Source organism: Pedobacter soli, assembly GCF_900101435.1.
In the GTDB taxonomy this organism is placed as follows: Bacteria; Bacteroidota; Bacteroidia; order Sphingobacteriales; family Sphingobacteriaceae; genus Pedobacter; species Pedobacter soli.
Genome location: NZ_FMZH01000012.1, coordinates 163,297 through 173,324, shown reverse-complemented (window position 1 = coordinate 173,324; position 10,028 = coordinate 163,297). Strand labels below are relative to the sequence as shown.

Annotated in this window: 6 protein-coding genes; 4 read left to right on the top strand and 2 right to left on the bottom strand. The window is 40.6% G+C overall.

Annotated features, from left to right (window positions below):
• Positions 1 to 260 (bottom strand): transposase (locus BLR37_RS21215; protein WP_143009639.1); only part of this gene is annotated, 260 nt, incomplete at its 3' end.
• Between the two features lie 659 nt (positions 261 to 919).
• Here BLR37_RS21215 and BLR37_RS21210 point away from each other — a divergent pair.
• The 3 genes from BLR37_RS21210 to BLR37_RS21200 all read left to right on the top strand — a co-directional run bounded on the left by BLR37_RS21210 (position 920) and on the right by BLR37_RS21200 (position 4,106).
• Positions 920 to 1,300 (top strand): START-like domain-containing protein, encoded by a 381-nt coding sequence (locus BLR37_RS21210; protein WP_039483412.1) that lies wholly within the window; start codon positions 920 to 922, stop codon positions 1,298 to 1,300.
• Between the two features lie 30 nt (positions 1,301 to 1,330).
• Positions 1,331 to 2,755 (top strand): LptF/LptG family permease, encoded by a 1,425-nt coding sequence (locus tag BLR37_RS21205; protein WP_090772134.1) that lies wholly within the window; start codon positions 1,331 to 1,333, stop codon positions 2,753 to 2,755.
• Positions 2,756 to 2,894: 139 nt separating this feature from the next.
• A complete protein-coding gene (locus tag BLR37_RS21200) occupies positions 2,895 to 4,106 on the top strand; it encodes a bifunctional 3,4-dihydroxy-2-butanone-4-phosphate synthase/GTP cyclohydrolase II (RefSeq protein ID WP_090772131.1) in 1,212 nt (403 codons plus the stop codon).
• A 335-nt stretch (positions 4,107 to 4,441) separates the two neighbouring features.
• Here the strand turns inward: BLR37_RS21200 and BLR37_RS21195 are convergent, their stop codons facing one another.
• Positions 4,442 to 8,875 carry a translocation/assembly module TamB domain-containing protein gene (locus BLR37_RS21195; protein ID WP_090772129.1) on the bottom strand — a complete coding sequence of 1,478 codons (4,434 nt, stop codon included), beginning with the start codon at positions 8,873 to 8,875 and terminating at the stop codon, positions 4,442 to 4,444.
• A gap of 74 nt (positions 8,876 to 8,949) precedes the next feature.
• Here BLR37_RS21195 and tsaD point away from each other — a divergent pair, with 74 nt between their 5' ends.
• The gene (tsaD, locus tag BLR37_RS21190) at positions 8,950 to 9,951 is read left to right on the top strand and encodes a tRNA (adenosine(37)-N6)-threonylcarbamoyltransferase complex transferase subunit TsaD (RefSeq protein ID WP_090772127.1); all 1,002 of its coding nucleotides are present in this window, start codon (positions 8,950 to 8,952) and stop codon (positions 9,949 to 9,951) included.
• Positions 9,952 to 10,028 lie beyond the last annotated feature (77 nt).

Here is a 10,028-nt window from a genome sequence, read left to right as displayed (position 1 = left end):
GAAAAGATGCCGACAGCCTTTTTTAATATGTCACGTTCCATTTGAGCATCTTTTAGCTCTTTCTGTAGCTTTTTAATCAGTTTCTGATCTTCAGTCAATTCTGTCGCTCCCTGAAAGGACTCTGATTCCCGTTGTCTCCATTTACTCAAAAGAGTCTGGCTGATACCTAACTCATCAGCTACTTCTTTTACAGATCCTCTGCTGTAAGAAAGCTCTATAGCCATCTTTCTGAAGGATTCATCAAACACTCGTCTGCTCATATAATCAAATTTAAAAGTTTCTTTCTAAATCTGACGACTAAATCCCTCTAGTCAAATGTAGCAACTCCAGTTGAAGATAAGTGTTTTAGGGGAAAGAAACAATAGTGGTTGTCAGTTTGCACTTAGCAATGAATAAGTTTGGAGTTTGGATAGGAGACAGTTAACCTTATGCAGTTGGCAGTTGACAATTTGCTTTACTAATGAACGAATGACCAATGAACAAGTTCGGAGTTTGGAGTTGTGAGTTTGGACAGGAGACAGTTAACCTTATGCAGTTGGCAGTTGGCAATTTGCAGTTAGCAATGAACCAATGACCAATGAACAAGTTTGGAGTTTGCAATTGTGAGTTTGGACAGGAGACAATTAACCGATTCAAACAGTTAACCAGTTAACCTTGTGACAATTTGCTTTACCAATGACCAATGACCAATGAACAAGTTTAGAGTTTAGAGTTTAGAGTTGTGAGTTTGGATGGCGACAGTTAACCGATTCAAACAGTTAACCAGTTAACCTTGTCCAGCTAAAAAATCAACTATCAAATCCGTTAAATACGGTAGTTCAGCAAAAAAATGATAAGAGTTGCAGATATAGAATAAAATACCTTTCTTTAGAAAAATAACATTTAAAATAATCCGGAATTATTCTGGTAGTGTACTAACATGGCAGAAAAGAAAAAATTTACTCTGGAGTACGAAGTTAGATCGTCACCAAGAATATTATACAGTTTTATAAGCGAGCCCAATGGCTTGTCGCAATGGTTTGCCGACGACGTGGTTTTCCGCGATCAGATATATACTTTTACCTGGGATGATGAGCAGCAGAAGGCGAAAATGGTTACCGTTAAGGAAAATAAGCTGGTAAAGTTTAAATGGCTTGACGATGACCCTCAGTATTATTTTGAGATGGAAATTGTACAGGATGAGTTAACCAACGATGTAGCCCTTGCCATTACCGATTTTACCACAGAAGAGCTCATGGCCGAGAAGAAATTAATCTGGGATAACCAGATCGATTACCTGATAAGTGTTTTGGGTGCATAATATTCGCTACGCATTGTTTACCTTTGTAGGGTGAAAAAACTACATCTTCTATTAATAAAAGCATTCGTAAGACCATTCATTGCAACATTTTTTGTAATGATGTTCATCTTGCTAATGTTTTTTCTGTTTAAATGGATTGATGATCTCATTGGCAAAGGCTTCGAATGGTACACCATTCTGGAGCTGATGTATTATGCTTCGGCGGCAAACGTTTCGATGGCGCTGCCACTTTCGGTGCTGCTTTCCTCTATCATGACTTTCGGTTCATTGGGCGAAAACTACGAGCTGGTTGCCATTAAATCGGCAGGTATTTCGTTGCAGAAAGCCATGCGACCACTTTTTGTGGTGATTTTAATCCTGATGGTATCGTCGTTTCTTTTTTCCAACTACATGTTGCCCAAAGCCAATTTAAAATTTGGCTCGCTGCTATACGATATCCGCAATAAAAAACTTTCTTTCCTCATCAAACCAGGTGTGTTTAACAATGCCATACCCGGTTATGCCATCCGTGTCGATTCGAAAGAAGAAGATGGTACGCTGCATAACATTATGATTTACGATCATAAAGAAAATAATGGTATTCCGAAGGTAATTCTGGCCAAAGAAGGTAAGATGGAAAAAACGGCCGATGGTAAGTTTCTGGTGCTGAACCTTAAAAACGGCGTACAGTACGAAGAGCAGGCCAGCAACAGCGGTATGTATAACCCGCGACAGGTTTTCTCGCGCCGCAGGTTTAAAGAAACTGCCCCGCGTTTCGACATGTCGTCGTTTGATGGCAATAAAACCGACCCCAATGCATTCGGTAACAGCACGCCTATGTTAAATTTGAAAGGCATTGTGCGCAAGCGCGATTCGCTTACCAAGCAGCTGGATACTATTCAGATGCGTACCATCGAGAATTTAAAGGGTAACTTTAAGCAGTTTAACGTAACCCAGGGTTACACCCGGATCAAGGCTGCACCAGCCAAAATTGATGATGTGATATTGAAAAGTATCCCCAACGGATCGCGCAAGCAGGCCCTGGATAATGCAACCAATGTAGTGGCCAACATCATGCAGCATGTGCCCAACTGGGCGCCACGCCAAACCGATTTAACCGGCGAAATTATTTTTACCACCGTAGAGTATCAGCGTAAGTTTACCCTTGCCGCATCGTGTATCCTGCTGTTCTTTATCGGTGCGCCACTGGGTGCCATTATCAGAAAAGGAGGGATGGGTTTACCCGTAGTAGTAGCCATTTCATTTTTCCTGGTGTACCACATCATTACCACTGTTGCCGAAAAATCGGCGCGCGAGGGTAATCTGAACCCTATAGTAGGAATGTGGATGGCCATGATTGTGCTGTCGCCACTGGCTGCTTTCTTAACCTATAAAGCCACGGTTGATTCGGCACTTTTTGATGTAAATTATTACAAGCAAATGCTGCTTAAAGTGTTTAAAAAGAAGGAAAAGTAACCCCATTTCCTTTACTTACAAATGATATTTTAATCCAAATATTGCTTAATAAGGTTGTACATTTGTACAAGTTAACGCCGTTAGTTAAAAACTTGTTTAAAGCTGGTTAGCCGCGTTTTCCTCCATAATGCTATATAAAATGCAAACAAAATTAAACACAATAGAAGAAGCTGTCGCAGATATAAAAGCTGGTAAAGTGATTATTGTTGTCGACGATGAGAATAGAGAGAATGAAGGTGATTTCTTAACTGCTGCCGAAAATGCAACACCTGAAGTGATCAATTTCATGGCTACTTATGGTCGTGGTTTAATCTGCGCCCCTTTAACCGAAGAGCGTTGTAAGGAGCTTAACCTCGATTTAATGGTGGGTAAAAATACAGCCGCTTACGAAACCAATTTTACCGTTTCGGTTGATTTGGTTGGCCATGGTTGTACTACCGGTATTTCGGCCAGCGACCGTTCTAAAACCATGTTGGCCTTGGTCGATCCGAAAACCGATCCGGCAGAACTGGGCAGACCCGGACATATTTTCCCTTTAATTGCCAAAGATGGTGGCGTAATCCGCAGGGCAGGCCATACCGAAGCTGCGGTAGATTTAGCCCGTTTGGCAGGCATGAAACCTGCAGGTTTATTGGTCGAAATTTTAAAAGAAGATGGCGAAATGGCGCGTCTTCCCGATTTGTTTAAAATTGCTGAGCAGCACCAGTTAAAAATTATTTCAATTGAAGATCTGATTGCTTACCGCTTAAATTTAGATAGCCTGATTAAACACGAGGTGAGCATTGCTTTACCAACTGCATGGGGCGATTTTAAAATGACGGCTTATACCCAACTGGACAATAACGCTACACACTTAGCCATATCTAAAGGAGAGTGGAGTGCCGATGAACCGATTTTAGCCCGTGTACACAGTTCTTGTGTAACCGGCGATATTTTCGGTTCTTGCCGTTGCGATTGCGGCCCGCAGTTGCACAAAGCTTTGGAAATGATTGAAAAAGAAGGCAAAGGTATTGTGGTTTACATGAACCAGGAGGGCAGAGGCATTGGGCTGATTAATAAACTGCGTTCGTATAACTTACAGGATGCTGGTTTTGATACTGTTGAAGCCAACATTAAGCTTGGTTTTAAAGGCGATGAACGCGATTATGGCGTAGGTGCCCAGATTTTAAGATCGGAAGGCGTTAGAAAAATGCGTTTGATGAGTAATAACCCAACTAAAAGGGCCGGTTTAATTGGCTACGGTTTGGAAGTGGTAGAAAATATCCCGATTGAGATTGCCAGTAATGTACACAATGAGCGTTATTTAACAACCAAAAGGGACAAAATGGGTCACTCCATTATGAAAGGATAATTAACCTGCTTTAGCTGTTTTCTTTTGAATAATAGCTGAGTACAGAATAATATAAAGGCTGGCAGGTGATGCCGGCCTTTTTTTGTTGAGTTTCTTACCTTTTTCGTCATGCTGATCCGATAGCTATCGGATTTCCGCCCAGCCAGTCGGACGGGTATTTCAGCATCTCTTTTAAAAGTACGTAACTATTGCTAACGCTTTTTATACGATACAATCGTATGGCTATTCCTGCACGCGTTAGAAACGCGCGCAAGCATGATGCTTCACTGCGTTCAGCATGACAGATTACTCCACTGTTGACTCTGAACTATCGACTATGGACTATCGACTATTAGCTACCTCCTCTGGTTCCCCTTTGTCTGGTTAATAATCACATCTTTATTCAGCGATTTATTGGTTTTAACCGGTGCTTCGGTCTGCTTCCTTTTCAGGTTGCGGCGATAAGAACCCGAGATTTTCTGTATAAACTCTTTAAACGTATCAAACTGCTGCGTGTACACCAAACCAAACGACGTTACATTGGCCGTCGGACTAATACCGCTGTTTAAGAAGATACTTTGTTGTGTAGGTGGTTTATTGGCGGCTTTAATGGTTAAGCTTCCGTCTTTTCTGATCAGGAATACGGCCTCAACCTCTCTACCCACATTATCTTTACCAAAATCGATGATGGTAAAATCGTTTACACTATTACGGTCAACAATACCAGCGTTAATAATCAGGCGGTCGTTAAAGAACTTAAATGATGCATTGGCTTCACTTAGCGAACGCACGTTCAAATCGACAAAGTTCAGGTTTAAAGAAGAAAGTACGTTGTTAAACTGGTTAAACACCAGCTCAGTTGCGGTACTGGTAGCCGTTGAGCTCAACTGGTTACCAATCGATTGTCCACCATTTCCTGGCGCAAAACTTCTTCTGATAATTAAACTAAAAGCCTGTAAGTTCAGGTTGTTCTGATCGCTGAAATAAGTTTGCAGTTCCTCTTTAATAGAAGGCTGTGCCGGAAAATTGATATCGAGTTTAATCTCAGGTTTTAATAAAAGCCCTGTTAAGCCCATTTCAACCTCCGTATTTACCCTTTGGTTGGCATTGCTGCTGGCATCGCGATTGGCCGCTTTATATAAATCGTTTAAACTGGCCCTAAGTGCGTAAACTGCTTTCAGGTTAATTTGTGCCGCTGTAGGATTACCTGTCCACCGGATGGTACCGCCCTGTCTGATCTCAAATTTCTTGTTAATCACCTCTTGAGCGGTAAAATCAAAACTTCCGGTTTCGATAATATAATCGCCCGACATCTCGAAATCGCCAAAGCTGTTAATATTCAGGTTCAGCTCGGCATTACCCTTACCGCTCAAATTACCCAGTGTGGTGTAAATATTGGCTGTGGTATTCGGATCGATGGTTAATTTAAAGGTTAGTGTTAAACCATCGAAATTGGTGGTCTTTTTAACGGCTACCGTCGAATCGCGGCTTACAAAATTGATAAAATCTTTATCCGATATGGTTTCTGAGCTGTTTAAAGGTAAATTGAAAACCGTTCCTTTCTCAGTCTTAGCCTTAATGTCGATTTTCATCTTATTGGTAGGCCCGGTAAATTTAAATACTCCCGTACCATAAGCACGGCCATAATAAACCGAATTATCTTTGGCAGTAGTATTTAAAGCCATTAAACTGTTGGCGTTTACCCTAACATCCAAAGTAGGGTAGTTAATATCGTTCAGGTCTACCGTACCATCTGCTGTGGCTTCGTGCCCTTCTAAATCGGTCAGCGTAAATTCTTCTCCTAAATCAATTACGCTGTTGGTTACTTTCACCTCATCCGTAATCACATAAGTTGTTTTAAGGTAATTGACCATCAGCTGCCCTTTATCCAAAGCTACAGTGCCATTAATTTGTGGTTTGTCAAATTTGCCCTTAACCGTTAAATCGGCAGAAATATTTCCCTTTAAATTAGATACCAGTTGCTTTACAAAAGGTTCTAAAATAGTGAGTTTACTTTCATCCATTTTTATGGCCAGATCTATTTCCTTCTCTTTCAGATCCAGGTTCCCAGTCAGTTTAAACGTTTCTGAATTTTCTGCTTCTATGCGGGTAAATACATCAATTTTACCACTGGCGTTGTTGTACGATGAAGTATCGGTAAGTGTACCAATGTAGATGTCGTTAAATTTAAGCGAATCTATTTTCAGGTCGTCGTTTACTCGTGGGGCCTTAAGTATGCCATATAAATTGGTTTTCCCGTTAGCGTTACCACCCAGCTTAATACCTGCGCCCTTGGTAAAAGGGTTAAGTGTTTTGAGGTTAAAATCTTTAAAGCCTACTGTAATCAGGTCTTTCGGGTCTTCCGAAATCAATCCATCAATGGTTAATTGCTGTGCGCCGTTGGTGAGGTCGAAATTGGTAATCTCGGTTTTACCATTGTTGAGCACAATACGTACTTTCTCCTGTATGCGCCATTCTTCGTTATTAATTTTTAAAATAGAAGGCAGCACACTCAGGCGCGCAGTAGTATCTTGGTTTTTGGTAAACTCTACCAGACCGTTTAAATCGAGCTGATTGTCTTCATCTGCGTTCGACATTTTAACGTTGAAAGCCAGACTGTCGTTGCGCAGGATATTCGAAACGTTTACATCTTTAATGTACAAGCTATCGTTAAGCTGCACCCGGTCTGAAGTAACAATGAGTTGCAGTTGCTGTGGAGTGGTATTTTCATCGACAATAATATTGTTAACCACTACACCATTATATTTCAGTTTTTTAACAAAACCGTTCAGCACTGCCGTATTGTTGCGCGAATCGAAATCGCCGTTAAACGTAGCGCCTTCTTCCAGTTCAAGTCCCGGCATAAAAATCTGTGCAATCGGCTCGAACTTTTTAATCGCCAGTTTAAACTTGAAAATCTGGTTCTTGTATTTAAAAATATCTGCTCTTAGCGATGGGATATAGGTTTTGGCAATTGCCTTGTAATAAGAAACAATTGAGTTTAGGTCGTACTCGCCCTGTATGCCCGCATCAAGGATATCTGAACGGATATCGAGCACACGGTTAGCGCCGGTACCGTTGGCGGTTAGCTGCACCGAATCTACACTGTAAATACCTTTGGGGTTTTGTAATCTAACCTCTTCAATTAATAATTTACCGGAAATGTTGTTGAGGTTGGTGCCCGAAAAATTGGTTTTAAATCTGGCATCCACCATCAACGAATCTTTAAGCAATTTAAGGGCTTTTAAACGCGCTTTAGAAATGGTGGCATTGAAATTAAATACCGGTAATTTCGGATTCAGGTTAACCCCGCCATCAAAAACCAGTTTTACGTTACGGTCATTGATGCTCAGTTTACCATCGAAGTATTTTTTATCAAAGGTTCCGTCGATCTTAACATTATGGTAGCGGTAATTGTTAAAGTCGATATAATCTACATCGCCGTTTATTTTTTCCGTCAGATTTTTTAGTTCTGTACCGCGGCCTTTTACATAGAGCGAAGAGCTGATGCGGCCCAGACTTTTTTCATCAACCAGGTTGCCCAGGTTAAAATCGTAGCTTTTTACGTTTCCCGTGTAGGTTGGAATATCGTTCTTATCGATCTTCATGTTTACATCCGAAACCAGACGGCCCAACTTTGTTTTAAACTCGCCGTACGCAATAAAATCGTTTTGAAAACCGGTAAAGCTTCCGTTAAAGTTAATGTTACCAAACTTATTGACAACAGTTGGCACAATTTGCTTTTTGCTGTTGGTAATGCCCGCCAGTACTTCATCCAGATCGGCCTTATTGGTACCTGCCATTTCGATGTTCAGGTCCATAAAGGTTTCTCTCCACTTGGGTAAGCCCTTTAATATAAAATCGCCTTTAATGTAGGTTGCCTTTCCGGTTTTTATCGAAAGCTTTTTGGCGCGAAGGTTATTTACAAGTCCCGTAATCTGCCCGTCAACATCAAGGTCGAGTTTCATTGTGCTGAGTTCGGGGGCAAAGAAGGCTACATCTCTTGAAGTAATGTGGCTATCTTTAAAGTTAGCCTTCATGCGCACATTATCTACGTAGTGGTTAAAATCCCGATAGGTTTTAAACCGCATCTGGTAGTAATTGGTCAACCGGCTCTGGTTGGTTTCGAGCAAGAGGTTTTTCAGTTCAATTGCATTGCTATCAATAGTGGTTTGTGCAGTAAGGTTTTTAAGGTAAAAGCCACTTCTTTCTTTCAGTGTCAGGTTTTTGATATTCGTTTTAACCAAATGGTTTTTGGTGTCGAGCCCTTCAAAAATACCGCTAAGTTCTTTAACATCTACGTTTTCGAAATTTACACTTTTAGCCAGGGTGGTATCTTTGGCAGCAAAATTCTTATATCTGAAGGCAAATTTGTTTAAGATAATGCGACCCAGTTTTACATCGTAGGGCTTACTTTTCTTTTTCTTTACAGTAGGTTTACCAGAATCGAAATAGTTGATGATAAAATCGAGGTTAGAAGACTTATCTTTGAAATCCTTTAGGAAAAAGCGGCCATTGTTGATCTGAACGGTGTTGATATCGATAATGCGCTTGTCAATAGACAGCTGATTAATATCCACCATGAATTGGGGCGTACTCAGTAATGTGTCTTTTTGCAGGTCGAGCACCAACAAATCTTCTAAAACGATTGATTTAAAAGGCTTGATGTAAAGACTCTTGATGGCAATGGTGGTTTTAAGCTCTTTTGATAGGTATGCGGCTGCTTTCTGTGCAAAAAAAGTTTGAACAGGCTTAAATTGTAGCGAAAAAATGAGCAGCGCAAGCAGCAAAATTATTGATGCAATTACCCAAAGGAGTATTTTAAATAGTTTTTTAATAATTTTGCGACTTAAATATTAATAATTTGTCTGTTATACTTGCTATCGAGTCCTCTTGCGATGATACTTCAGTTGCTATTTGTAACAACGGCAAAATTACTGCCAATGTTATTGCAAACCAAACAATTCATCAAAATTATGGTGGTGTAATCCCTGAATTAGCTTCGAGGGTACATCAACAAAATATTGTGCCCGCCGTACAGCAGGCTTTAATTGATGCCAAAGTTACAAAACAGGACATTACTGCCGTAGCTTTTACACGGGGGCCTGGTCTTTTGGGATCACTTTTGGTTGGTGTTTCTTTTGCAAAATCGTTTGCACTAGCCTTAAATATACCTTTAATTTCTGTTAATCACATGCATGCGCATATATTGGCACATTTTATCGATGATCCGAAACCGGCTTTTCCTTTCCTGTGTTTAACCGTATCAGGAGGGCATACGCAGATTGTTCTGGTAAGGGATTATTTTGATATGGAAATTGTGGGCGAAACGCTGGATGATGCTGCCGGAGAAGCTTTTGATAAAACAGCTAAACTACTGGCTTTGCCTTACCCCGGTGGTCCTTTAATTGATAAGCATGCTAAGCTGGGTAATCCGCTGGCTTTTAAATTTGCCGAACCGCAAATACCTGAGCTGAATTTTAGCTTTAGTGGATTTAAAACGTCTATCCTTTACTTTATCAGGAAGCAGGAGAAAGAAAACCCTAACTTTATAGCTGAGCATTTAGATGATATTTGTGCATCGGTACAGCACAGCATTGTACAGATTTTGTTAAACAAGCTAAAGAAAGCGGCAAAACAATACGGCATTAATGAAATTGCCATCGCTGGGGGTGTTTCGGCAAACTCAGGTTTGCGCAATGGTTTACAGCAAACTGCAGATGAATTAGGCTGGAAAGTATACGTGCCGGCATTTCAATATTGTACTGATAATGCAGGTATGATTGCCATTGCTGGCTACCATAAATTTCTGGCAAAAGATTTTGTAGGTCAGGAAGTATCGCCGATGGCTAGAATGGAATTTTAAGCGGGGTCACTGGTTCATTAGTCATTTGTTCATTGGTAAATACCAATTGCATAAGGTTAATTGTTTAAACCGGTTAA

What these genes read in the sequence shown, in the direction of transcription:
- BLR37_RS21210 (WP_039483412.1), top strand. Translation starts at nt 920, where the DNA reads ATGGCAGAAAAGAAAAAATTTACTCTGGAGTACGAAGTTAGATCGTCA.
- BLR37_RS21200 (WP_090772131.1), top strand. Translation starts at nt 2,895, where the DNA reads ATGCAAACAAAATTAAACACAATAGAAGAAGCTGTCGCAGATATAAAA.